Source organism: Pedobacter sp. AK017, assembly GCF_014200825.1.
Classification (GTDB): Bacteria; Bacteroidota; Bacteroidia; order Sphingobacteriales; family Sphingobacteriaceae; genus Pedobacter; species Pedobacter heparinus.
This window is the reverse complement of the sequence record NZ_JACHCW010000001.1, coordinates 90440-115336: the sequence shown is the minus strand read 5'-3', so window position 1 is coordinate 115336 and position 24897 is coordinate 90440. Positions and strand designations below refer to the sequence as shown.

20 protein-coding genes are annotated in these 24897 nt (G+C 44.4%); 12 read left to right on the top strand and 8 right to left on the bottom strand.

From position 1 onward, the window contains the following. The first annotated feature begins 11 nt into the window (after positions 1 to 11). Positions 12 to 575: a YqgE/AlgH family protein gene (locus HDC92_RS00520; protein ID WP_015807718.1), complete on the top strand. Its 564-nt coding sequence runs from the start codon at positions 12 to 14 to the stop codon at positions 573 to 575. Between the two features lie 9 nt (positions 576 to 584). Here the strand turns inward: HDC92_RS00520 and purE are convergent, their stop codons facing one another. Together purE and HDC92_RS00510 are read right to left on the bottom strand one after the other, a co-directional pair. After that, complete coding sequence (gene purE / locus HDC92_RS00515) at positions 585 to 1082, bottom strand: 5-(carboxyamino)imidazole ribonucleotide mutase (RefSeq protein WP_015807719.1); 498 nt, start codon at positions 1080 to 1082, stop codon at positions 585 to 587. Further along, positions 1083 to 2222 (bottom strand): 5-(carboxyamino)imidazole ribonucleotide synthase, encoded by a 1140-nt coding sequence (locus HDC92_RS00510; RefSeq protein WP_183871619.1) that lies wholly within the window; start codon positions 2220 to 2222, stop codon positions 1083 to 1085. Positions 2223 to 2239: 17 nt separating this feature from the next. Here HDC92_RS00510 and HDC92_RS00505 point away from each other — a divergent pair, with 17 nt between their 5' ends. After that, on the top strand, positions 2240 to 3469 hold the full coding sequence (locus HDC92_RS00505; RefSeq protein ID WP_255484279.1) for an NAD(P)/FAD-dependent oxidoreductase: 1230 nt from the start codon (positions 2240 to 2242) through the stop codon (positions 3467 to 3469). Positions 3470 to 3738: 269 nt separating this feature from the next. Here HDC92_RS00505 and HDC92_RS00500 read toward each other — a convergent pair whose 3' ends face one another. Then, a complete protein-coding gene (locus tag HDC92_RS00500; RefSeq protein ID WP_183871617.1) occupies positions 3739 to 6993 on the bottom strand; it encodes an amidohydrolase family protein in 3255 nt (1084 codons plus the stop codon). 75 nt (positions 6994 to 7068) lie between these two features. Here HDC92_RS00500 and HDC92_RS00495 point away from each other — a divergent pair, with 75 nt between their 5' ends. The 8 genes from HDC92_RS00495 (at position 7069) to rplT (ending at position 14982) form a co-directional block, all read left to right on the top strand. Further along, entirely contained in the window at positions 7069 to 8961 is a 1893-nt protein-coding gene (locus tag HDC92_RS00495) for an ATP-dependent DNA helicase RecQ (RefSeq protein WP_183871615.1), read from the top strand. A 2-nt stretch (positions 8962 to 8963) separates the two neighbouring features. Next, the gene (locus HDC92_RS00490) at positions 8964 to 9677 is read left to right on the top strand and encodes a head GIN domain-containing protein (protein WP_183871613.1); all 714 of its coding nucleotides are present in this window, start codon (positions 8964 to 8966) and stop codon (positions 9675 to 9677) included. A 44-nt stretch (positions 9678 to 9721) separates the two neighbouring features. Beyond that, on the top strand, positions 9722 to 11014 hold the full coding sequence (locus HDC92_RS00485; RefSeq protein ID WP_183871611.1) for an MFS transporter: 1293 nt from the start codon (positions 9722 to 9724) through the stop codon (positions 11012 to 11014). Further along, on the top strand, positions 11011 to 11748 hold the full coding sequence (locus HDC92_RS00480; protein ID WP_015807727.1) for a (Fe-S)-binding protein: 738 nt from the start codon (positions 11011 to 11013) through the stop codon (positions 11746 to 11748). Before HDC92_RS00485 ends, HDC92_RS00480 begins: the two co-directional genes overlap by 4 nt. Positions 11749 to 11827: 79 nt before the next feature. Further along, positions 11828 to 13753, top strand: a complete 1926-nt coding sequence (thrS, locus tag HDC92_RS00475; RefSeq protein ID WP_015807728.1) for a threonine--tRNA ligase — start codon at positions 11828 to 11830, stop codon at positions 13751 to 13753. 13 nt (positions 13754 to 13766) lie between these two features. After that, positions 13767 to 14336, top strand: coding sequence for a translation initiation factor IF-3 (infC, locus tag HDC92_RS00470; RefSeq protein WP_015807729.1), 570 nt, complete (start codon positions 13767 to 13769; stop codon positions 14334 to 14336). Positions 14337 to 14362: 26 nt separating this feature from the next. Continuing rightward, positions 14363 to 14563, top strand: a complete 201-nt coding sequence (gene rpmI, locus HDC92_RS00465) for a 50S ribosomal protein L35 (protein WP_015807730.1) — start codon at positions 14363 to 14365, stop codon at positions 14561 to 14563. A gap of 74 nt (positions 14564 to 14637) precedes the next feature. Continuing rightward, positions 14638 to 14982 (top strand): 50S ribosomal protein L20, encoded by a 345-nt coding sequence (rplT, locus tag HDC92_RS00460; RefSeq protein ID WP_015807731.1) that lies wholly within the window; start codon positions 14638 to 14640, stop codon positions 14980 to 14982. Between the two features lie 63 nt (positions 14983 to 15045). On the opposite strand, the gene bioD is transcribed toward rplT, so the two are convergent. From bioD to HDC92_RS00445, 3 genes are read right to left on the bottom strand one after another with little or no spacing between them, the layout of a single operon-like run. Then, on the bottom strand, positions 15046 to 15660 hold the full coding sequence (gene bioD, locus HDC92_RS00455; RefSeq protein ID WP_183871609.1) for a dethiobiotin synthase: 615 nt from the start codon (positions 15658 to 15660) through the stop codon (positions 15046 to 15048). After that, positions 15653 to 16786, bottom strand: a complete 1134-nt coding sequence (locus tag HDC92_RS00450) for an aminotransferase class I/II-fold pyridoxal phosphate-dependent enzyme (RefSeq protein ID WP_183871607.1) — start codon at positions 16784 to 16786, stop codon at positions 15653 to 15655. The genes bioD and HDC92_RS00450 overlap by 8 nt, the downstream gene beginning before the upstream one ends. Continuing rightward, positions 16786 to 17562, bottom strand: coding sequence for an XRE family transcriptional regulator (locus tag HDC92_RS00445; protein ID WP_015807734.1), 777 nt, complete (start codon positions 17560 to 17562; stop codon positions 16786 to 16788). The genes HDC92_RS00450 and HDC92_RS00445 overlap by 1 nt, the downstream gene beginning before the upstream one ends. A 131-nt stretch (positions 17563 to 17693) precedes the next feature. Between HDC92_RS00445 and HDC92_RS00440 the strand changes: the two genes are divergently transcribed. After that, positions 17694 to 18044: a GIY-YIG nuclease family protein gene (locus tag HDC92_RS00440; RefSeq protein WP_015807735.1), complete on the top strand. Its 351-nt coding sequence runs from the start codon at positions 17694 to 17696 to the stop codon at positions 18042 to 18044. A 104-nt stretch (positions 18045 to 18148) separates the two neighbouring features. Here the strand turns inward: HDC92_RS00440 and HDC92_RS00435 are convergent, their stop codons facing one another. Then, a complete protein-coding gene (locus HDC92_RS00435) occupies positions 18149 to 21331 on the bottom strand; it encodes a basic secretory protein-like protein (RefSeq protein ID WP_183871605.1) in 3183 nt (1060 codons plus the stop codon). A gap of 91 nt (positions 21332 to 21422) precedes the next feature. Next, positions 21423 to 23870 (bottom strand): transglycosylase domain-containing protein, encoded by a 2448-nt coding sequence (locus HDC92_RS00430; RefSeq protein WP_183871603.1) that lies wholly within the window; start codon positions 23868 to 23870, stop codon positions 21423 to 21425. Between the two features lie 142 nt (positions 23871 to 24012). Here HDC92_RS00430 and HDC92_RS00425 point away from each other — a divergent pair, with 142 nt between their 5' ends. Further along, positions 24013 to 24894 carry a polyphosphate kinase 2 family protein gene (locus HDC92_RS00425; RefSeq protein ID WP_183871601.1) on the top strand — a complete coding sequence of 294 codons (882 nt, stop codon included), beginning with the start codon at positions 24013 to 24015 and terminating at the stop codon, positions 24892 to 24894. The last annotated feature ends 3 nt before the right edge of the window (positions 24895 to 24897 follow it).

Below are 24897 nucleotides of genomic sequence, written 5' to 3'. Positions count from 1 at the left end.
AAATTTCCAAAATGATAAGCAGGTTACAACCTTCATTGGGACGATTGTTAATTTCAGAACCATTTTTAATGGATCCTAATTTTAAGCGTGCCGTAATTTTAATTACGGACCATCAGGAGGAAGGTACAGTTGGCTTTATCCTGAACCAATGCAGCACCCTGCTGCTTAAAGATGTGATCCCTGAACTCGCGGAAGCCAATTTTCCGGTATATTTTGGCGGACCGGTAGAAACCGATACCATCCATTTTGTACACCGTTGTTACGATAAGATAGGGGATGGGCAGGAAATTGCGAAGGGGATTTACTGGGGCGGTAATTTTGAAACGCTCAAAGCACTCATCAACAGCAAGCATATTCATGAAGATGAGATCAAGTTTTTTATCGGCTATTCTGGCTGGGGAAAGGAACAATTAAAAAAGGAGATGAAAGAGAATACCTGGATCGTATCAGATGCTTTTCATCCGGATGTGGTTTTCTCCGGCAATGAAGAAAACCTATGGCGCGAGGTAATCATTAACCTGGGGCCAAAATATGCCCATGTCAGCAATTTCCCCCAGGATCCCAGTCTGAATTGATTTTAATGTCTAGCCTTCCAGTTCAGCTGCGCTTTCTTCAACCTTTTTTCGCAGTTCATCTTTATAGGCCTGCATTTTAAGTCCAAGTGAGTCATCTGCCGTAGCCAGGATCTGTACAGCCAGTAAGCCTGCATTTTTTGCTGCATTTAAAGCTACAGTGGCTACAGGAATGCCATTTGGCATTTGTAAAATAGAAAGGATGGAATCCCATCCGTCGATAGAATTTGAGGATTTTACGGGTACCCCAATAACCGGTAAAGTGGTGATGGAAGCTACCATGCCCGGTAAATGGGCTGCGCCGCCGGCCCCGGCTATAATTACTTTTAAGCCTCTTGAAGCTGCATTTTTGGCATATTCAAACATCCTTTCCGGAGTGCGGTGTGCCGATACCACAGTCATTTCAAATTCAACCCCAAATTCCTTGAAAATATCGGCTGCATCCTGCATGATGTGAAGATCCGATTTGCTGCCCATGATAATGCCAGCTTTTACGCGCTCTGTGCTCATTTATGAAATAACTTTTAATGTATTTTTAATATAATTTGCTTTCTGTACTGCACTTTCCCGGTTTTGGTCTACCACCGTAACATGGCCCATTTTGCGGAAAGGTTTGGTGTATTTTTTACCGTAAAGATGGATATATACCCCATCAATGGCCATGGTTTTTTCCAATCCCTGATATTTGGCTACCCCATTATGGTTTTTCTCGCCCAGCAGATTAATCATCACTGCATTGCTGATGCTGCGTGTATCGCCCAATGGCAGGTTAAAAATTGCCCTTAAATGCTGGTCAAACTGAGAAACATAATTGCCCTCAATGGTTTGATGTCCGCTATTGTGTGGTCTTGGTGCCAGCTCATTGACCAGCAGCTCCCCATTCCTGGTCACAAACATTTCTACGGCCAGTAAGCCGGTGATGTTAAGGGAGGAAGCGATGTTTTTGGCAATTACCTCGGCCTTGTTCTGAAGCGCTTCAGGATAAGTAGAAGGAGAGATCAGGAACTCGACCAGATTGGCCTCGGCATTGAATTCCATTTCTACCATCGGAAAAGTTTTCATGTCCCCATTAGCGTTTCTGGCCACAATAACGGCAATCTCTTTTTCAAAATCTATCATTTCCTCAATCAGGCAGGGCGCATCAAAGGCCTGCTCAATATCAGCTGCATTGTTTATTTTCATCACGCCTTTACCGTCGTAGCCATCTCGGCGCTGTTTAAGTATATAAGGAAACGCAAACCTGCTGTGGCGCATCTCTTCTCTGGTATTTACCAGCTGAAAAGGTGCTGTTGGGATGTTGTTTTCTTTAAAAAACTGTTTTTGAACTCCCTTGTCCTGGATCAGGCGGATTACCCGGGATTGCGGGAAAACCTGTTTTCCCTCCTTTTCCAGTTGTTCCAATGCTTCAATATTTACCTTTTCTATTTCTATGGTAATGATATCTGCTTTTTTGCCGAAGTTGTAAACGGTGTCAAAATCGGTAATAGAGCCACATTCAAAGTAATTTGCAAGATGTTTACAGGGAGCATCGGTATCCGGATCTAAAACCAGGGTCGTAAGGTTATAATTGATGGCTTCCTGGATCAGCATTCTGCCGAGTTGTCCGCCGCCCAATATTCCCAATTTCAGATCACTTATTTGTTTTGCCATATCTATATGAAAAAGTTATGCTTATTTTGCACAAAAATAACAATATAAACGGATTGATGGATGCAGATGCTATAATTATTGGTGCCGGAGCCTGTGGTTTGATGTGTGCGGTACAGGCAGGGTACCTTGGCAAGCGGGTCATCCTGCTGGAAAAGAATGCGAAGCCTGGTGCCAAGATCTTGATCTCAGGTGGCGGAAGGTGTAATTATACCAATCTGTTTGCTACAGACGAGCAGTTTATTTCTGGAAACAGACATTTTATTAAATCGGCTTTTACACAGTGGACAGTTGAGGATACCATCAGTTTTTTTGAGACTTATGGCATCAATGGAAAAGAGAAGACCCTTGGGCAGCTGTTTCCGGAAAGTAACAATGCTGCAGCCATTGTAGCCGTTTTTACTGCGCTTTGCGAGGATTTTGGACAGGAGCTGATTTGTGATGCAGTGGTTACTGATATAAAAATATTGGAGGCTGGTTTTGCTGTAAACTATGCCAAAGGGACAAAAAGCCATGTGGTTAAAGCCCCAAAACTGGTGATGGCTACAGGTGGATTGCCCATCCCAAAAATGGGGGCTACCGATTTTGCCCTGCGCTTTGCCCGGAAACAGGGATTGAAAATTGTGGAAACGGCGCCTGCGCTGGTACCGCTTACCATAACCGGGAAAGATGAGGACTGGTACGCACAGCTGTCCGGAAACAGTGTTTATTGTAAGGTGAGCAACGAGCGCATCGCGTTTGAAGAGAATATCCTGTTTACACACTGGGGGTTAAGCGGGCCTGCAATTTTGCAGATTTCATCCTACTGGAAAAGAGGAGAGGTGTTCAACATTGATTTATTGCCCGGACAAAATATTACTGCTTTGATAGAAACAGAGCGCAAGCAGAATGGTAAAGCGCTCCTGTCTTCCTTGTTTAACCGCTATTACGCAAGGAAATTTACCGAGGCCATGGCCAAATATTTGCCAATTGATAAGCAGGTTGCCTCCTTAACCAAAGCAGAAATGGAACAGATTGAACAGACCATCCATTGGTTTAAAGTGAAACCTGCCGGTGACAAGGGCTATGATAAGGCTGAAGTAATGCGCGGTGGTATAGACACGGATGAGCTCTCGTCCAAAACCCTGGAATGTAAAAAAATACCTGGCCTGTATTTTGGTGGAGAGTGTGTAGATGTAACCGGCTGGCTGGGCGGTTATAATTTTCAATGGGCCTGGGCCAGTGGTTTCGTCATTGCCCAGCAGCTTTAATTTTTTTTGAAAATTTCCATTTCTTGTAGAGAAATTAAAATGTCTTTTAGAGTAATTAATCTAGCTCTTGATTGGGTATTGTTTATTTATGATTAATAATAAACAGGAAAACAATAGGGAAATAATAAGAAATTAACAGGAATTTATCCCTGTTAAGTCCCTGTTCTCTCCCTGTTATTTCCCTGTTGAATCCCTGTTGATAATTAAGTTGTTCCAATTCTCTTATTAAGAAAACTGCGGGGAGCCCCTTTGGCAGTTCTTACCCGATTTTATTCGCAATTGGGAATGGTATAAGTCCAGGTTTCGGTATTGCCGGTCGGGAAGGAATAAACCATTCCCTTTCCAGTCTCAAACCACAATTTACCCCGTACCTTTTCGCGGTTACCTATTTCATTCATAGACAGGCTGTCAAAAATACGGCCGTTGATCATTACGTATTTAATTTTTTCCGAATTCCTGATGTCGTCCAGCGGATTGGCATCCATCACGATCAGATCGGCCAGTTTTCCGATTTCCAGTGAGCCGATCTCTTTGTCCATACCCAGATAGGCCGCGCCGTTTATGGTGGCACACCTGATGGCCTGTAAAGGGGTCATACCACCCTGTGCCAGCATCCAGAGTTCCCAGTGTGCACCCAGTCCCTGGATCTGCCCATGCGCGCCTAAATTTACCTTGGTGCCCCCCTCGGCAATCTGCCTGGCCGTTTTGGCCACTTCAATATGACCGTAATCGCCATATTCTGACGTTGTTCTTCTCCTGGCCCGCGGGTCTATGATGGACCTGGGGGTAAAGGCCATCAGGCGCTCATTTTCCCATACATTGGTACGGTCGTACCAGTAATTTTCTCCCCACTGACTGCCATAGCTAACAATGAGTGTAGGGGTATAAGCTACCTCAGTTTTGTTCCAGAAGGTGGTTACATCTTTAAAAACAGGTGCAACCGGAATGCTGTGTTCAATGCCCGTATGCCCGTCGGCAATCATGTTCATATTGGTAAAAAAGGTAGAGCCGCCTTCTGGCACAACCATCATTTTTAATTGCCTTGCAGCCTCGATGATCTGCTGACGCTGATCGCGACGGGGCTGGTTGTAGGATTTTACAGAAAAGGCACCCACTGCTTTTAGTCTTCTCAGGTTAGACAGGGCATCGTCCAGGCTGTTGATGACTACCTTAAAATCGCCATCGGCACCATAGAGGATGGAGCCTGTAGAATATAACCTGGGGCCGGTAAGCCGGCCTGCTTTGATCATTTCCGACTGACTGAACACCATTTCTGTATTGCTGGAAGGGTCGTGTGAGGTGGTTACCCCAAAGGCCAGGTTGGCCAGGTACGACCAGTCCTGCTGCGGTGTAATGCCATCCGGACTGCTGCGCAGATGTGCATGCACATCTACGATACCCGGCATAATGGTTTTTCCTGTTACATCAATTACCCTTGTGTTTGCTGGCAGGGGCAGGTTTTTGCCAATGGATACAATTTTATTGTTTTCAATGAGTATAGCACCGTTCTCTATCACCTCATCGCCTTTCATGGTGATGATCCTGGCACCTGTAAGTGCGGTGAGGCCGGTTGGAACATCGGTCTTTAGTTTTAAGCCTATGGCCAGGCCAGTACTGTCGGGTGCTTTGATCTGCGCTGTTGAGCCATCGGTAAAGTTGAATGCTGTTTTTACATCACGGCTAAAATACTGTTCGCCCAGTGTCCAGAACAATTTATTGCTGTCGTGGCTCCAGTGGATATAGGTGCCGGCATCTTTGGTGATGCGGGTAAGTGGTATGGTTTTGTTGCCGGCCGACAGGTCGAGCGGCCTGCCCGTAGTTACCATCGGTGTAACGTAAATGTTGAAAAGCTCTGTAAAGGCCATCCATTTGCCATCCGGACTGGGTGCAAATTGTGTGGCGTATGTTGAAGTATAGTGCGTCCGTTCGTTGGCGCCATTCAGGTCTATGCTTTTGAATGCCTTTTTTCCGTCTTCGCTGGATTGAAAATAGATCCTGCTGTCGTCGGCATTGAATTTGGGCCTGATGCCATTCTCGGTGATCAGTGTTTTCGGGCCACCACTGGCGGGCATGGTAAAAATTCCTGTTCCCCGGCCAAAAGCATAACCAAGCACGTCGTTGCCCACTCCTTTTCGGAACACGATCTTATCGCCTTTATTGGAAAAAGAAGGGGAATAATAAAAGCCTTTTTCGGTGGTCAGCGTAACTGTTTTACCCGATTTCAGGTCGGTTTTTTTAATAGCCCCTTTAAATTCATCACTCCAGGTGGTATAAATGACAGATTTGCCGTCGGCACTGATCTCGGGCTCGAACTCAAAGTCGATACCCTTGCTTACCCTTTCAGGCAGCCCGTTTGGCAGGTCTTTTTTATAGAGGAAGCCCGCGGCATTAAATACAACAAATTTGCCGTCGGCAGAAGTGTTAAGCTGCCGGATCATTTTTACCGTAAAATCATTGCTGAACACCTGCTGCTGATAATGCAGGGCCTGCTGTATGGTTTGTGAACCGGTGACATGAAATGGGAGGTTATTGGTGAACAATGAATTGAGGTCGATCTTTTTGATCTTGCCACGGGCATAGAAAATGATGCTCTTGCCATCGGGTGTCCAGGCATAATTGGGGTAAACGCCAAAAATGGCCCAGGTTTCCTGCTGGTCGTGCGACAGGTCTTCATAGATGGGCCATTCTTCTCCCGTTTGCAGGTTTTGCAATACCAGTACAGATTTTAGGCGCATGCGTTTTACATAGGCCATCATTTTTCCATCCGGGGAAACCTGTGGCCGGGCTGCCCCGCCTGGCTGAGCAATCAGGCTGGTAATTTTGCCGCTGGTCAGGTCTAACTGACGGATGGCATAGATCATGCCGTTAGGGTCTTTGCTGTATTCGAAGTTAGGGCCGGGCGACATGTCCTCACTAAAATAAAGGTATTTGCCATCTGGCGAAACATTGGGTTCTCCGGCATCCTGCTGGTCATTTTTTCTCTTGGTCAGCTGTACACCTTCACCACCATAAATGCTGTACATCCACATTTCCCCCGCGCCCAGCGAACGGGTACCGGTAAAGTGTTTGCGTGCAATGAGGTACTCACTGTTGGGCATCCAGGTTGCATTGTTCAATAAACGGAAAGTTTCTTTGGATATCTGCCTTTTGCCGGAGCCATCACGGTTCATGATCCAGATGTTGTCGGCACCACTTTTATCACTGGTATAGGATATGTACCGGCCATTGGGGCTAAAGCGGGGCTGGATATCCCAGGCCGGCCCGCTGCTTAACAAAACGGCTGAACCCCCGCTAATGGGCATGATGTAGAGGTCGCCCAACAGGTCAAACACGATATCCTTGCCATCAGGGCTTACATCCAGGTTCATCCATGTACCTTCATCTGTGTTAAAGGTAAAGGTTTTGGTATTGCCCTTATATTTTTCTATGTCCCATTGTTTGTCGGGACCAGGTGTGGGAGATTGGGAGAATGACGATTTAAAAAAAGAGAATACAAGAATTAACAGGAGTAGTGATGTTCTCATATAGCCGGTTGAGTGATTTTTTTGCTAATTTAATAATATCAGTTCATTTTTATAGTTTTGGAGGGTAACCTTTTTATGAACGAGACGGAGATATTAAAGCGGTACTGGGGATATGATGGTTTCAGGCCATTGCAGGATGAAATTATCAGATCGGTTTTAAACGGGCAGGATACTTTGGCCTTGTTGCCTACTGGTGGTGGGAAATCGATCTGTTTCCAGGTGCCTGCTATGCTGAAAGAAGGGATTTGTATTGTGATATCGCCTTTGGTGGCGCTGATGAAAGACCAGGTAGAGGCCCTTAAAGCAAAAGGCATTGATGCAGTGGCCATTTATGCAGGGATGGGAAAAAGGGAGATCGATATTTTGCTTGACAACTGCATTTACGGAAAGATCAAATTTTTGTACCTCTCGCCGGAACGTTTATTATCGGAACTGGTGCGCGTGCGGATCTCTTACATGAACGTAAACCTGATTGCCGTAGATGAGGCCCATTGTATTTCGCAATGGGGCTATGATTTCAGGCCACCCTATCTGAAAGTCAGTGAGATCAGGGAAATCCATCCCGATGTACCTGTTTTAGCCCTGACGGCTACTGCTACGAAGTTTGTGAGAACAGACATTATGGAAAAACTGCAGTTTAAAAAACCGCATGTTTTTGTACAGAGCTTTGCCCGTAAAAACCTGAGCTATGTAGTGCAGGATGATGAAGATAAGTACAAAAAGCTGATCAGTATTGTAAATAAAGTAAGCGGTAGCGGACTGGTATATGTGCGCAACCGGAGGGAGACTGCCGAAGTAGCCTCTTTTTTGAGCAGGAACGGGGTGGCTGCAGATTTTTACCATGCTGGGGTAGAGAAGGAAGAACGTTTCAGGAAACAGGAGGACTGGAAGCGGAACCGCATCCGGGTGATGGTGGCGACGAATGCTTTTGGAATGGGAATAGATAAGCCTGATGTACGTTTTGTGGTACATTTAGACCTTCCGGAAAGTTTGGAAGCCTATTACCAGGAAGCGGGCCGGGCAGGGAGGGATGGTAAAAAAGCTTATACCATATTGCTGGCCAACAAATCGGACGAATTGTCCTTAAAAGCCAAATATACAGCTAGTTTTCCTTCGGTTGAGGAGATCAGAAAAGTGTACCATTACCTGGGTAATTATTTTCAGCTGGCTTATGGGGCAGGGGAAGGGCTGAGTTTTGGTTTTGACCTGGCCGATTTTTGTAAGCGCTTTAATTTAGGGGTAATTAAAACGATGGGCGCCTTAAAATTTTTGGAGCACGATGGATACATTACCTTGTCGGAAAACATATTTTTACCTTCCAGGGTATTGTTTGTGGTGGGCAATGAAGATGTTTACCGTTTCCAGATAGAAAACGCAGGTTATGACCCGCTGATAAAAGCCATACTGAGGTTGTACGGTGGTTCATTTGAACAATATGTAAAGATCAGCGAGGCGGATATTGCAGCAAAACTGCGCATTTCCTATAACGATGTGCTGCGGCAGCTGAACAATTTACAGGAACAGGGCTTATTGTCTTATATCCCGCAAACAGATCAACCACAATTACAGTATATCCGGCCAAGGCTGGATTTTAGCCATATGGATATCGACCTGAAATACATTGCACAGCGTAAACAGATCCAGGCCGAGCAGATTACTGCGGTGCTGGCTTATGCCGGTAAAAAGATTTGCAGAAGTATACAGTTGCTCACTTACTTTGATGAACCGGAGGCAGATAAATGTGGTGTTTGTGATGTGTGCCTGGCCGAAAAAAAAGCCGATGATGCAGCCATGCTGAAGGATAAGCTGGATTTTGAGATTGTTACCCTGTTGCAAAGTGAGAGTTACCTGCTGGATGTGCTGGTAAATGCGGTAAGTACAGGAACAGAAAACGAACGCCTTGGACGTATCCGTGAATTGCTGGATGCCGGAAAGATTAAAACAGATGGTAAAAATTATTACCTTTAAATATGATGAAGAAAATATCCCTTATAGCCTTATTGATACCTGTTTTATTTACAGGCTGCGAAAACAAATGTATTGAAGATGCCGGCCGGCATGTGAGCAGGGCGGTATCTGTAAAGAATTTTGATCGGATAAAAGTAGAAGGGGCCATTAAACTGGTGATGGTGCAGGACAGCAGTTACAAGATCCAGGTGGATGCCGATTCCAATATCATTACTTACGTGAAGGCCGATGTTTCCGGTTCTGAATTAAGGCTGAAACTGGATTACGACCACTATTGTGGTACAGATTCGATTGTGGTAAGGGCAGGAATAGGGGAGTTGAGGTCGCTGAAGCTGGACGGTGCGGTGAAAGCTGTTGGGGAAGGGCGTATTTATGCCGATGACCTGGACCTTTCTTTTTCGGGCGCAGCTGATGTGAACATGAATTTAAGTGCAAGGAAAGTAGTAACAAGGGTTGATGGTGTAGGTAAAATTGCGCTGAGCGGACAGGCCGGGGTGCACGACCTGAAAATTAACGGTACGGCCAGGGTGGATGCCTTTGATTTTATAGTTGGGATATACAATATTGATACAGATGGCAGTGGTAAGGCCAATATCAATGTGCTGAATGAGCTGAAAGTGAAAACTTCAGGATCGAGTGAGATCTATTATAAAGGCAATCCCAAAAAGGTGGACGAGAAAAAATCGGGGGCCACAAAACTGGAGAAAGTAAATTAGTCTGCTTTTGGTTTTTTAGCTATTTTAGCGCCCTTATTGAATACATGGAACAAAAAAACGACAAGAAGGTAATCCGCTCATGGGCATTCTTCGACTGGGCAAATTCTGCTTATAACCTGGTCATCACCTCAACTATATTTCCGGCCTATTATACCATTATTACCACCACGAAGGAACATGGCGACCAGGTCAGTTTTTTTGGTCACCAGTTTACCAATACGGCCCTGTCCAATTATGCGCTTTCTTTTGCCTACCTGATCATGGTGATCCTGATGCCCATCCTGACTTCGATGGCCGATTACAGGGGGAACAAGAAGGTTTTTATGAAATTGTTTACCTATATAGGGGGGATTGCCTGTATGGGTCTGTATTTTTTTAAGCTGGACACACTGGAGCTGGGCATCATTTGTTTCGTAATTGCAGCGATTGGCTATGTAGGTGGTGTGGTATTCAACAATTCTTATCTGCCTGAGATTGCTACACCAGACCAGCAGGATAAGGTGAGTGCGAAGGGCTATTCCTATGGTTATGTAGGCAGTGTGCTGTTGCAGCTGATCTGTTTTGTTTTTGTACTGAAGCCTGAATTGTTTGGGATTACGGATCTTTCTTTTCCACCCCGGCTATCGTTTTTGCTGGTTGGTTTGTGGTGGATCGGTTTTGCACAGATCTCTTTCAGAAAACTGCCGCCTGGCAGCCCCAATTATGTGGCCATCAATAAGCATGTGATCCATAGTGGTTTTCAGGAACTGGCTAAAGTTTGGAAACAGTTAAGACACCTGGAATTTCTGAAGAAGTTTTTACCTGCTTTCTTCTTTTACTCGATGGGTGTGCAGACCATTATGCTTGCTGCTGCAGGTTTCGGCGAAAAAACACTGAACCTGGGAACAGCCAAACTGATTGCTATAATTTTAATTATACAGCTGGTGGCCATTGCCGGTGCCATGCTGATGTCGCGTTTTGCCGAAAAGTTTGGAAATGTACGGGTGCTGATCTTTGTGGTGTTCATCTGGATAGGGGCCTGCGGCTGCGCTTATTTTGTCAGCAATGAATACCAGTTTTATGCATTGGCTGCAGTTGTAGGGATGATTATGGGCGGGATCCAGTCTTTATCCAGGTCTACCTACTCTAAATTTTTACCGGCTAATACGCCTGACACCGCCTCTTTTTTTAGTTTTTATGACGTTACAGAGAAACTGGCCATTGTGATCGGACTGTTCAGCTTTGCTTTTATAGAGGAAGCAACAGGTAGCATGCGGAATTCAATTATTGCTTTGGCATCATTTTTCGTTATAGGTTTGGTATTTTTGCTGCTGCTTAGAAAAGTTGAAATGAAATGAAGATAGAATTATTTATACCCTGTTTTGTTGACCAATTGTATCCTGAAACTGCATTTAATACCGTTAAATTGCTGGAAAAGGCAGGATGCCAGGTGTTTTATAATTCTGAACAGACCTGTTGCGGACAGCCTGCCTATAATGCCGGTTACTGGGAACAGGCCAAGGAAACGGGGATCAAGTTTTTAAACGATTTTTCGGAAACAGATTATATTGTAGCCCCATCGGCCTCTTGTGTGGGGATGGTGAAAAATGGCTTTAACGACTTGTTTACCAATACCATTGTACATAACAAGTGCAGGAGTATACAGAGCAATATATTTGAGCTTTCCGATTTTCTGGTGAACGTACTGAAGAAGGATTATTTTGGTGCAGAACTGGATGGAAAAGCGGTGTACCATGATTCCTGCAGCGGACTGCGGGAATGTAAAATTAAAGAGGAGCCCAGGCTGCTGCTGTCTAAAGTGCATGGCCTGGAGATGGTGGAAATGAAAGACACGGATATGTGCTGCGGATTTGGTGGGACCTTTGCGGTTAAATTTGATTCCATATCCTCGGCCATGGCCCAGCAAAAGGTAAACAATGCCCTGGAACAGGGTGCGGAATTCATCATTTCGACAGATCTGTCCTGTCTGATGCACCTGCAGGGATACATTGATAAAAACAATATTCCGCTTAAAACCATGCATTTAGCCGATGTACTGACAAATGGCTGGCTGGAAAGTACAGAATATTGATTAACTTTGCTTTTGACAAAAAGATCACCTTGTAAGTGATTGTTTAAATTTTTTTAATAAACTTAAATCATAGTTGTAGATGATTAACATTACACTCCCTGACGGCTCCAGCCGCCAGTATGAAAAGGGCACAACTGCCCATCAAATTGCTTTATCAATTTCTGAGGGCCTTGCCCGCAATGTTTTAGCCGCCGAAGTGAACGGCGAAGTATGGGATTCGTCGAGGCCTATTGAAGGGGATGCCACCGTAAAATTGCTGACCTGGAACGATCAGGCCGGTAAAGCTACTTTCTGGCATTCATCGGCCCACATTATGGCCGAAGCCTTGGAAGCCCTGTATCCTGGAACCAAGTTTGGGATAGGACCTGCAATTGAGACCGGTTTTTATTATGATGTAGATTTTGGTGACCGGGAGTTCTCGTCGGACGATTTTAAAGAGATTGAGGCGAAGATTCTGGAGCTGGCCAGGCAGAAAGAGGTTTTTGAACGTAAGGCCGTCAGTAAAGCTGATGCCATTAAATATTTTGAAGAAAAGGGTGATGAGTACAAACTGGACCTTTTAGAAGGTTTGCAAGATGGAAAGATCACTTTTTATACCCAGGGTGAATTTACAGATCTTTGCCGTGGCCCGCATATCCCGAATACGGGTTTTGTGAAGGCTGTAAAGTTAATGAATGTGGCCGGTGCCTATTGGCGCGGAGATGAGACAAGGAAGCAGCTGACACGTATTTATGGGGTTACTTTCCCGAAAGCGAGCGAGCTTACCGAGTACCTGCACATGATAGAAGAGGCAAAGAAAAGAGACCATCGTAAACTGGGTAAAGAACTGGAACTTTTTGCTTTTTCAGAAAAAGTAGGGATGGGACTGCCTTTATGGCTGCCTAAAGGCGCTGCTTTGCGTGAGCGTTTGGTGCAGTTTTTAACCAGGGCCCAGGCCAAGGCCGGCTATGAACAGGTCGTAACCCCGCACATCGGACATAAAAATTTATACATCACATCGGGCCATTACGAAAAATATGGTAAGGATGCGTTCCAGCCGATAAAGACACCGCAGGAGGGAGAAGAGTTTTTCCTGAAGCCGATGAACTGTCCGCACCATTGCGAGATCTATAAAACAAAACCCCGTTCTTATAAAGACCTGCCATTGCGTTTTGCTGAATTTGGTACGGTATACCGTTATGAGCAGAGCGGGGAACTACATGGTTTAACCCGTGTAAGGGGCTTTACGCAGGATGATGCACATTTGTTCTGCAGGCCGGACCAGGTAAAGGAGGAGTTTAAAAAAGTAATTGACCTGGTATTGTATGTGTTTAAATCTTTGGGCTTTGACGATTACACTGCGCAGGTTTCTTTAAGGGATCCGGAAAACAAGGCGAAATATATTGGCAGCGATGAAAACTGGCGCCTGGCAGAGACCGCAATTATAGAGGCTGCTGATGAAAAAGGTTTGCCGACTGTAGTGGAATATGGTGAAGCTGCTTTTTACGGGCCGAAACTGGATTTTATGGTGAAGGATGCATTGGGCAGAAAATGGCAGCTGGGTACCATTCAGGTGGATTATAATTTACCAGAGCGTTTTGAACTGGAATATACCGGAAGCGACAACCAGAAACACAGACCGGTGATGATCCATAGGGCACCTTTTGGCTCACTGGAAAGGTTTATTGCGGTTTTGATTGAACATTGCGCCGGAAATTTCCCTTTATGGCTTTCACCTGAACAGTTCATTATCCTGCCGATCTCAGAAAAGTATGAAGATTATGCAAAAAAAGTTTCAGATGAATTAAATAATTCCGATATTCGCGGGCTGATTGACTTTCGTGATGAAAAGATTGGAAGGAAAATCAGGGACGCAGAGGTCAAAAAAATCCCTTATATGCTGATTATCGGCGAAAAGGAGATGGCTGAAGGGAAGGCTTCGGTGAGGAAGCATGGAGAAGGAGATTTAGGCGAAATGACCCTTCAGGAGTTTAGTGAATTATTAATTAAAGAAATAACAGTTTAAATAAGATACAAATTTGGCATTAGGCAGACCAGGATTTAACAGGGGACCACGTCCTCCTTTTAAGAAAAAAGAAGCAGAACATAATATTAATCAGTTTATCAGGGCACAAGAGGTAAGATTAGCTGGAGATAATGTTGAACCAGGGATCTATCCTTTGGCAAAAGCTTTGGCCCTTGCCGACGAACTGGAACTGGATTTGGTAGAGATCTCTCCGAATGCGGTGCCCCCGGTTTGCAGAATTATTGATTACAGTAAGTTTGTTTACGAGCAGAAGAAAAAGCAGAAAGAGATTAAAGCAAATGCGAAGCAGACTGTAATTAAAGAGATCAGGTTTGGACCCAATACCAACGACCACGATTTTCAGTTTAAACTAAAACATGCCATTAGTTTTCTGGAAAATGGGGAAAAAGTTAGGGCTTATGTTCATTTTAAAGGTAGGGCAATTGTTTATAAAGAGCAGGGAGAGATCTTACTGTTGAAATTTGCCCAGGCTTTAGAAGATATAGGGAAGGTTGAACTGTTGCCTAAGTTAGAAGGTAAGCGTATGTTTTTAACGCTTGCACCCAAAGTTGCTAAGAAATAAATAAATTACATAAATAAACACAGGTTATGCCAAAAATGAAAACCAATTCCAGTGCTAAAAAGCGTTTTTCGCTTACTGGAACAGGTAAAATCGCAAGGAAGAACGCCTACAAAAGCCACATCTTAACCAAGATGTCGACTAAACGTAAGCGTAACTTAGGTCAAACATCAATGGTGTCTGACGCTGACATGGGCAACGTTAAACGTATGCTTTGCATCGGTAAATAATTAAATTTTTAACCAGGTACCCGGTAGTAAGTTTGCTGTAATACGCAACACCGTTTATCAAAAACAACAAAAACATGCCACGTTCGGTAAACGCAGTAGCTTCGAGAAGAAGAAGGAAAAAGGTCTTAAATTTAGCCAAAGGCTATTGGGGATCAAGAAGCAAGGTTTTCACCATTGCTAAAAATACGGTAGAAAAAGGTTTGCAATATGCATACCGTGACCGTAAAGTTAAGAAAAGAGAATTCCGCGGATTGTGGATCCAGCGTATCAATGCCGGAGCACGTCAGCACGGTATATCTTACTCTCAGTTAATCGGTAAATTAGCTGCTAAAAATATTGGTTTGAACCGTAAAGTTTTAGCTGATTTAGCAATGAACCATCCGGAAGCTTTTAAAGCGGTAATTGATACAGTAAAATAGATTATCAATAATATTTATTGGAAAGGGGGCTGATATTGCCCCCTTTTTTTTGTGCTTTATGGTTTAGAGGTTGATGTATTGGCCGGCCCTTAGGATACTTTCCCGGTCGACAATACTCATTTTTGGGATTTTGCCCAATACTTTTACTTTGCTGTACTGGCTGATGTAGGCCTCAGTTTCGGGATTGGGTGTTCCGTTAAATATGAGACCTTCTACGTTAATGCTGTGCGCTTTGAAGACTTCAAGTGTAAGCAGGGTATGGTTGATGCTGCCCAGGTAGTTTTGGGATACAACGATTACTTTTGCATTTAGGGCTTTGATGAGGTCGAGTATCAGCTCATTGTCGTTAAGCGGGACCATTAAGCCTCCGGCGCCTTCGATGACCAGATTGTTGTCTGTTGCTGGTGGTCTGATGGCCTCAATACTGATCTGCACACCGTCTATCCTGGCCGAAAGGTGTGGGGAGAGTGGTTGCCCCAGCCGGTATTTTTCGGGGTGGACAATGGTTTTGGGGTTACTGACCAGGTGCTTGATGAACAGGCTGTCGCTGATCTCCAGGTCTCCGGATTGTATGGGTTTCCAGTAATCGGCCTGCAGTTTTTCTGTGAGGATGGCGCTGACCACAGTTTTGCCTATGCCTGTGCCGATACCTGTAATGAAATAAGTATTGTTATTCATGGGGCTTGATTGCTTTTAGTTCGTTAACCAGGGTTTCTATCTCTTCGTTTGTATTGAACAGGTGCAGACAGATCCTTAACCTTTCCCGGCCTTCTGCTACGGTAGGGCTCAAGATGGCCTTTACATCCAGGCCTTTATACTGAAGTGCAGCGGCGGCAGTTTTGGCCTCGCTGCTGTTTTGGTATAAAATGGTATGTACAGCACTTCTGCTTTGGGTGACAGGTAAAGAGGTTTGCCCGATGAGGTAGAGGTAATGTGCTATTTTATCACTGATCAGCTGGGGATAGTTTGTTTCCTGCAGCAGCTGATAAGCAGCCTTTATAGTGGCAATGGTATGAAGAGGTGCTGCCGTAGTGTAAATGAAGGGTCTGGCGAAATTGATGAGGTATTCCCTGAGGTTGTGGCTGCCCAATACAATAGCGCCATGGCAGCCCATTGCTTTTCCGAAGGTGACAATGCGTGCAAACACCTTATTTTGCAGGCCCATTGCCTGGACCAGTCCGGCGCCCTGCCGGCCGAATATGCCGGTTGCGTGGGCTTCATCAACAATTAAACTGGCCTGGTATTGCTGGCACAGGGTACTGATTTCCTGCAGGGGGGGCATGTCGCCATCCATAGAGTAAACACTTTCAATAACTACATATATACTACCTTTGGCAGCTTTTAGCTTGGTTTCAAGATCATGCAGGTCATTGTGTTTAAAGCTATAACGGTTTGCATAGCTTAGGCGGGCACCATCGATGAGGCTGGCATGGACCAGTTCATCACAGATAACGGTATCGCCCCGCTGGGCCAGGGCGGAGAGGAGCCCAACATTGGCATCATAGCCGGAATTAAAGATCAGTCCGGCTGCAGCCTCATGGAAACCGGCAATGTATTGTTCCGTTTCCTCTGTAAAAATATGGTTGCCGCTTAATAAACGTGAGCCGGTGGCCCCGTTCTTATAAGCAGGGATTTGGACAAGCAGGTTTTGTGCTTTTGTTTTCAGTTCGGCAGAACCGGCAAAGCCCAGGTAATCATTGGAGGAGAAGTCGCAGGCAAAGGTATTTGCAGGCAGTTTTCGTAGAATACCCTTATCTGTTCTTTGCTGTAATTTATTGAGGATAAACTGCTCCGCCTTGTGCATTAGTTTTTGTTTAGCTGGGAGATGGATTTTTGCATTTGGGCCATCATAGCACTCAAGGTTTCTATAGTAGGTTCCGGGGTTGGTTCAGGCAAAGAAGTTGAAATGTATGCCTTTGCCTTCCAGATTTCCATGATGTCATCTGCAGCAACGGTATAGGGATCGTAGATCTTATTGTCTGAGATTAGCTTAAGCTCTTTATTTTCTTTAAAACGGTTTCCTGCCCTTTTGTAAACGACACCTTCCGTTCTGCTTACAATGATATAGGTTTCACCTGTTTTAACGTCGTTCCAGTTGTCCATATATTCTGCAACGATCACACTTCCAGGCTGTATGGGCAGCATAGAATCGCCTACAATTTCGAAGGCCCTGAAGGTACCATGTTTTAAAAAGGGGAGTGGAAGCTGAAATCTGGGTAGTTCTTTGATGTATTGAGGGTCTGCAAATCCGTTGAGATAGCCGGCACTTGCCTTTACGGGAACCATTTCTATATTCTCGTTGTCATCTTTGTCTACCGATATACTTAATATCCGCAGGTTAGATCCCTGGCTTTTTGGCTTGGGTTTCCAGTCGTCATTGATATTTTCGTTGATAAACTCATCTATTGTCAGGTCGAAATATTCTGCTATTTTTTTTAGCAAATCATATTTGGGTTCAGCCCGGTCTTCCTCGTATGCCCCAATAAGAGATCGCTTAATTTGCATAGCATCAGCGAATTGCTGTTGTGTATGGCCTTTTTTCTTTCTTAAGTACTTCAGGTTGCTTGAAATATTTGACATAAAATAAAATTTTAAAATAAATTTGTTTTTGCTAATATTATTAGTATTATTGTGCCAATAAAGTTAGTTATATTTATTATTGTACAAATATATACTAATTTATTTAGTTGTAAGCAATTTTATAGATAGTTATGAAAAAATTTGTGTACGTGGTAACAGACAGGAACAGGACCAGTTTACATGTTGGGATGAGTTCCGATCTAATTAAGACATTAGATTTCTACAAACAAATGCCTTGTTTATTGTTTGACAGCGGGCAGCAGCTCACGCGATTGGTTTACTTTGAGGAGTTAAAGACCGAGGCCCAGGCGTTGAGCCGCTTTAAGCTGATCAGCAGGTTTACACGGACACAAAAAGAAAGGTTGGTGCGTTCCTGTAACCCAGACTGGATAGATCTTACTATAGGATTGGATTTTGAGCACATTACGACCAACAAGAAGATGGTCAATCAGGTAAACCTGTCGTTCAGTATACTTTCTTAGTGCTCTCTTAATTTGGTGCTCTCACGCTCTCAACGCTCTCACGCTCTCACGCTCTCAGATTGTTAACAGTACATTTTTAACTAAATGTACTGTTAACTGAGGGCTTACCATCCCGGGGCAAAAGTAAGGCCGAATACACCTGCTGAGATATCTTTGCGCTGGAATGGAATGGCATAATAAGGTTCGAGTACAAAGTAACCGAATACGTTAACACGTAAAGATATACCCACACTTAATGCCGGAACACGTTCGTTGGTACCGGTATATACCGGATTATTGTTGAGGTCTTTAACCGGCAGGCCGTCAGACCCCAGCTTGGGTCTGATGTTATTGGTGGGCTGGTTTTTAAATACCACTTTAGAGTCTTCGTTCCAGGCCAGACCGGCATCAAAAAAGAGGTTCAGGTCTGTAAAGAGAAATTTGGAAGGAATGGCAGACAGCTTTTTTGGACCTGTAAAAGGAAGCCGGAGTTCAAAATTAAATACAGCCATTTTACTTCCTGAAAGCTGGTTGATATCAAAACCATTACTGGTTCCGGTACTCCCACTATTGTATAAGGAATTCGCTTCATAACCTCTGATGAAATATGGGTATCCTACATATAGCGGGTATAAGTTTTCGCCGTCTTTACCAATCCTCAGGTAGTTATAGCTTCTGGCAGCGATGGTAATGGGTTTTAAGCGCCAGTATTTTCTTACATCAATGGTTGCTGCCGAGAATTTGTAATCACCAAAATACTGTTCCATGCCCAGGCGGTACCTGAAACCCTCAAGGGGTGAGGTGATGCCATTGATGGAATTGTCGCCCACAAAAGAAGCATTGAGCTGGAAGATGCTAAAGCTTTTGAGCGGAACTCCCAGATCATTGGTCGCTTCGCTCAGTGGTACTTTTCTTTTGTCCGAAGTGATGTAATAACCGGGATAACCATTCAGGTTCTCATAGTAATTGCTGATGCGGTCTACCCTGTAGCTGTAACGTGAGAATGCACCACCTGCTTCAAAACGGTGTACCTTATTGAAAGGGTAGGCACCAAATACCTGTGCCTGGTCTTCAAATGTACGGATCAGGTTGGTCCTGTCGTCAATTACGCTAACCGGAGTTCCATTGTTGTCCAATGTAGTTGGAACAATTTCTCGGAAACCGGTGATATAAGGGATATGCGATAAAGCTAGGCCCCAGTTGATCCGGTTTTGCTGGTTGATGTAACCCACCAGTCCCCCGAAATCATAGATCTCCCCATTTACAGAAAGGTTGGCAACGATCTGGTTACGACCAAGTATATCGCTGAACATTCCGACAATACCACCCTGTACACCAGTACCGAAGCGGCTGGTGGAAACACCTACGCCGCTGTTGGCGAGGTAGTCCAGCTTAAATTTAGGCTTGTAAGGCACAAGGTGCATAGAATCTGCTATGGTTTTTTCAAAGCGTTCAAAATTGCCGAGGTTGGAGTTTACAATGTCAACACCAATGGTTTCCATGGGTGGCAGCACGGCAGCATCAAAATTTACTGCATTGGCATCTACCGGTTTTGAACGGAAACTGCTGATCGGGGAGTTGTATAAAGTATAACGCTGCGAACGGTAGTAGCTGTACACGATGTCGTCATTTCTGGATACGGAGATGGCCGGAGAAAATTCCGTGATGCCACTGATCCCCGTAAAATAATCGGTTAGCTGTTTAACCGAATTGTCGGCCAGGTTGTACGCATAAAGATTCCTGAACCCGTCCCTGTTGGATAAGAAAAAGAGCCTTTTGCTGTCGCCAGAAAACTGGGCATTGAGGTTATTGGCGCCAGGGAATACGGGGATATCAGTTAAAGTTTTGCTTTCAATATCGTAAATACTCAGGTTGATGGAGTGGACTGCCGTATTGTTGTTTTTAGTTATAGAGGCCCTGTCTGATGAAAAGGCTATTTTCTTTCCATCCTGTGAATAGGCGGGGGCATAGTCTGAATAGGCGTCATTGGTAATCTGGGTAACCTTTTTCGTTTTAAGGTTATAAGAGAAGATATCACTTTGGCCCTGTATCATTCCGGAGAAAGCGATGTCATCGCCATTTGGCGACCAGGACAAGTTGCCAAACTGCGCCACATCGCCCATATCTGCACGCAAGGCAACGCTGCCATTGTCTATATTGATGATCATCAGCTGGTTTTTGCCCTTGCTGAAAATGCTAAAGGCAAATTGTTTACCGTCTGGCGACCAGGTACCTGCAGATTCGAGGAAGTTAAAATCGTCGATATGTGAATTGGCAACCTGGCTGCTGAGCTTTCTGATAATTTTACCGGTTTTTGCATCAGCGAGAAAGAGGTCTATTCCAAAAAGATCTTTTTCAGATAAGAAGGCAAGGTATTTGCCATCCGGACTAATGGAGGGCGCTACGTTCATGTTCCCTGCATTTTTATTGTCGATGATCTTTGTTCCGGTGATCCTGATCTGGGAGCTGTCTGCCCTTAACATGGGCCGGTAATGCGCTTCAATGGCATTTTTCCAGAGACCTGAAAGCGTCCTGTCATCATACCCGAAGGTATACCTCAATCCGTTCTCATAACCATATTTTGCGGTGGCCTTAAATAAGGGAACGATGGTGGTATCGCCATATACAGAGCCAACAAAAGTCCAGAATGCCTGTCCATATCTGTAGGGAAAATATTTATTGGAATTGGTAAGGTCTTTTAAGGAAGGGATATCCCTGTTCAGCAAAGCGTCCCTCATCCACATGGAAGTGAAGGCATCCGTTTTTCCTACAGAAAGGTACTCGGCCATACCCTCTATCATCCATAAGGGGATCTGGCTTACATTTTCCAGGTTGACAGAATCTTTTTCCAGCAACAGGTGGTATTGAAAAGCATGTACCAGCTCATGACCTAAAACATGCCGTGTTTGGTTATTCAGCTCCATCACCGGCATGATTACCCTGTTTTTAAAAGCTTCTGTAACCCCGCCTGTTCCTATGCCAACCTCGCCCTGCAGGGCAGTGGTTTGCTGAAAATCAGGATGGTTATTGTAAAGTATGATGGGGTTCTTTTTCAGAAAAGTATCCCTGAAAACCTCCTGGTGCATTTTATACCAGGTCTCTGCATCCTGGGCAAATTTCTGTATCAGCCGTTCATTTTTAAGGTAATAGTAGATCTCGAAATGTGGTGTCTGCAGTACTTTAAACTTCTCATTGTTGTAGCGAACCCTGTTTTGTCCGAAATACTGGGCATGAAGGGAGGTAGAAAACATCGTGAAGATGAACAGAACAGGAATTAATCTTTTGAGGAAAGTATAGCTTTTATTCATATCGCTTGTATTTCAAGAGTTGGTTTTAAATTTACGCAAAATAGTAATACCTAGATTGCAGCTTATTTAAGCAATGTGTAAACAACCAGGTTTACTGATTGCCGTTTTTCTTTTTTTCTCTTTCTTCCTGGCGTTGTTTTTTTCTGAGTTCCCTTTCTTCCTTCCTGGTAAGCGGCACTTCGGGGGCAGGTTGTTTAACAGGCTCAGGTGTTTTCTTTTCTTCAGTTTTTTGGACTACAGGCTCGTTTTGAACGGGTTTCGGCTCTTCTGTTGCGGGCACTTCAAAATTGGCCGAGTCTACCGCCAGACTGTCGTTGGATGTGGTATCCACCTCATATCTTGGCGTAGGGCAGTTGATTTCCCTGGTAATTTTAACAGTAGCTTTAGGGAAAGGACCCATGGTATAGCCCGTACTTGGATCTTTATATACCTTTTCCATAAATTTGGCAAAGATGGGAAGGGCAGTTCTGGAGCCTTCACCCGTTTCGCCGTTTTTAAAGTGTGCGGTACGTTCATCGCAACCTACCCAAACGCCGGTTACCAGATCTTTGGTGATGCCCATGTACCAGGCGTCCACATAATCGCTTGATGTACCAGTTTTGCCACCTATCTGATTGTTTTTCTTCCAAAGGTCCCATTCCCAGAGGGCTTGCGAAGTACCACCGGGCTCATCCATACCACCCCTGAACATGTAGAGCATGAGCCAGGATATTTCTTCGGTAAGGACCCTTTTTGTTTTGGCTTTAAACTCTTCTATCAGGTTGTCGTCCAGGTCGGTTATCTTTTCCACAAGGATCGGGTCTGTTTTTAGTCCTCCGTTTAAAAAAGTACCGTAAGCTTTTACCATTTCAAAAACAGATACGTCGTTGGGGCCCAGACTTACGGAAGGAACAGATTCGAGGTGACTGTCGATGCCGCATTCATGTGCCCATTTGACCACATTGTCCCAGCCCACTTTTTCGGTAACCTGGGCGGTGATGGTATTGACAGATTTGGCCATGGCCCAGCGGAGCGACATTTCTCGGTAGCTATTGCTCCAGTCGGCATTTTTAGGTTCCCAGTATTCAGTTTTTCCGTTTTCCTGGTAGGCAATCCTTACCGGTTTGTCGGTAAACTTATCGCAGGGGCTCATCCCGCTTTCGAGTGCAGCCAGATAGGCAAAAGGTTTAAAGGTAGAGCCTGCCTGCCTTTTGGCCTGGTTAACGTGGTCGTACTTAAAATACTTGTGGTCGAGACCGCCAACCCATACCCTGATCTTGCCATTAAAAGGATCCAGGGTCATCATGCCGGTATTCATGATTTTGCCATAATAACGGATAGAATCCATGGTAGAGAATAAGGTGTCGCGATCGCCTTTCCAGGTAAAGATCTTCATCTTCTTCTTCCTGTTGAAATAAGCTGTTATGGAATCGGGGCTGTTTGGATATTTTTTTTCCAGTAATTTAAAGATATGGAGGTTGCGCATGGCGCGATCCGGGTAGTCGACCTTTTTCCCTTCAGAATCTTCCCATGGATCCTGATTGCCCCAGACGCTGTAAAACCTGCGTTGTATGATTTTCATTTGATCGGCAACAGCTTCTTCTGCATATTTCTGAAGTTTTGAATCTATGGTGGTGTAAATTTTCAATCCGTCTTCATACAGATCATAACCATTGTCCTTGCACCATTTTTCCAGGTACTTGTCTACCGCCGCCCTTAAATAAGAGTCGCCGTCACTTCCTTCATCAATCCGGCCTTCTTTGAGTTTTATGGGGGTATTTTTATAGGTAGCCAGGTCAGCAGCAGAAATATAATTGTATTTGTTCATCTGCGCCAGCGCTACGTTGCGGCGTTCCAGTGCTTTTTGAGGGTTTCTTATGGGGTTATAGGTGGTTGTTCCTTTGAGCATACCCACCAATAGGGCCGATTCCGGCACTTCAAGTGCACTGGCCTCCTTATCAAAATAGATGCGGGATGCAGTTTTGATGCCATAGGCATTATTTCCAAAAGATACCGTATTGAGGTACATGGTAATGATGTCGTTTTTGGAGTAGTTGGACTCCAGTTTTACGGCTGTAAGCCATTCCTTGAGTTTTGCCACAAGCGTGCGGAGCAGGGGAACATGGCTTAACAGGCCTTGTGACTTATTGTAACGTGTTCTGTAGAGGTTTTTTGCCAGCTGCTGGGTAATGGTGCTGGCCCCGCGTTTATCGCCTGTTGCGGTAGAGATGCCGCTGGAAAGGAGAGAACGGAAATCAATACCCATGTGTTTATAGAAACGGACGTCTTCGGTGGCTACCAATGCATTGATAACGCTGGGCGATATTTCATTAAAGCTAACCGGGGTGCGGTTTTCTTTATAATAACGGCCAATCAGTTTTCCATCGGAAGTGTAGAGTTCTGAGCCCACTCTGAGGGTTGGGGTCTTAATGTCCTCATAAGAAGGGGAATAACCGAATAACCATAAGAAATTGAGCTGCAGGGCACAAAAGAAGGTGATGATACAAAAAAGGAATATGCTTGAATAACGAATGTACTTATTGCGAATTTCTTTAAACATGGGGTAAATATCAAAAAATCGTAAAACAGTTTGTGTTAAATAGTGTTAAAATTTACAATACAAATTAACAGATTTAATTTACTTAAATTTTAGTGTAAATTCATAAAGGTTTATCATTACCGATAAAAACAACAATATATTTATGAAAAAAGAATTAGAACAGTTTTTGGCCAGGCCAGGCAAGAAAGTTTCACTCGCTGATTTTCCAACTTCCTATGGAGGCGAAAAAGATAAAGAAGAGGGAGTAAAAGAACTGGAAGAGATCAAAACTGCTTTAAGCAGTTTTCAGGAAACCCTTTACGCAGCAGATTCACGGTCTGTACTTATTCTGTTCCAGGCTATGGATGCCGCCGGAAAAGACAGTGCTATACAGCATGTTATGTCGGGTTTAAACCCACAGGGCTGCCAGGTATACAGTTTTAAGACCCCTACATCGGAAGAATACGACCACGACTTTTTATGGAGGCATTATAAAGCATTGCCGGAACGGGGCCGGATAGGGATCCATAACCGTTCACATTATGAAAATGTACTGGTTTGTAAAGTGCATCCGGAATACATACTCAATGAAAAAATACCGGGTTATACTCAGGTTAAGAAGATTGATAAGGATTTTTGGCAGCGGCGGTATGAGAGCATACGGAACTTTGAAAAACACCTGACGGACAACGGGACGGTTATCGTAAAAATATTTCTGCATGTTTCTAAGGAAGAGCAGAAACAGCGTTTTCTGGACAGGATCAACGATCCTGCAAAAAACTGGAAGTTTTCTTCAGGTGACATTAAAGAACGGGCTTTATGGAAGGATTACATGAAAGCCTATGAAGAAGCCATTGAGGCCACTTCTACGGATGCCGCGCCCTGGTACATTCTTCCGGCAGATAAGAAATGGTATAGCAGGCTGGCCATCAGCCATATCCTGGCCGAAACCTTTAAAAAGATGGACCTTAAATTTCCGGTACTGGCCAAAGCAGAAGCCGATCAGCTGGACCTGATCAAACAGCAGCTGCTTGAGCAAAAGTAGGTT